Source organism: Burkholderia alba (assembly GCF_034721475.1).
In the GTDB taxonomy this organism is placed as follows: domain Bacteria; phylum Pseudomonadota; class Gammaproteobacteria; order Burkholderiales; family Burkholderiaceae; genus Burkholderia; species Burkholderia alba.
This window is the reverse complement of sequence record NZ_JAWJWL010000150.1, coordinates 1-879: the sequence shown is the minus strand read 5'-3', so window position 1 is coordinate 879 and position 879 is coordinate 1. Positions and strand designations below refer to the sequence as shown.

The following is an 879-nucleotide window of genomic DNA, read 5'->3' as shown; positions in this document are numbered from 1 at the left end:
AACGGTATCTTCTGCGTGCGCAGCAGGTGCACCACGAGCGTCTGCGACACCAGCCCTTCGATGAACCAGCCGGAGTTCATCACGATCTGGCCGCCCGCGCCGCCGTGCAGGTGATACAGCGCACCCGCGCCGAACACGCTCCACATCAGCGCGTACGTCGTGATGTCGAACACCGACGACGTCGGTCCGATCCACAGCATGAATCGGCCGATGTTCTTCGCTTCCCACTTGCGCGGCTTCTTCAGGAACTCGGGGTCCATCTTGTCCCACGGCAGCAGCATCTGCGACGTGTCGTAGATCAGGTTCTGGATCAGCAACTGGGTCGCGAGCATCGGCTCCCACGGCAGGAATGCGCTCGCCACCAGCACCGAGAACACGTTGCCGAAGTTCGAGCTGGCGGTCATGTTCAGGTACTTGAGGATGTTGCCGAAGGTTTCCCGGCCTTTGATCACGCCTTCTTCCAGCACCATCAGGCTCTTTTCGAGCAGGATGATGTCGGCGGTTTCCTTCGCGATGTCCGCGCCGCTGTCGACCGAGATGCCGACGTCGGCGTCGCGCAAGGCAGGGGCGTCGTTGATGCCGTCGCCGAGGAAGCCGACGGTGTGTCCGTTCGCCTGCAGCGCCTTGACGATCCGCGCTTTCTGCAGCGGCGTGAGTTTCGCGAACACCGTTGCGCGCTCGACCACCCGGGCGAGCGTCGCGTCGTCGAGGGTTTCGATTTCAGGGCCGAGCACGGGCTTGCCCGGATTGAGGCCGACCTGGCGGCAGACCTTCATCGTGACGATCGGGTTGTCGCCCGTCAGCACCTTCACGTCGACCCCGTTCTCGCGCAGCGCGGCGAGCGCCGGCGCGGCCGATTCCTTCGGCGGATCGAGGAAG

The 879-nt window shown here is 64.2% G+C and carries 1 protein-coding gene; it reads right to left on the bottom strand.

What is annotated here, in order from left to right:
* A partial coding sequence (locus RZR99_RS32935; protein ID WP_323123844.1) for an HAD-IC family P-type ATPase occupies window positions 1-879 on the bottom strand: 879 nt, incomplete at both ends.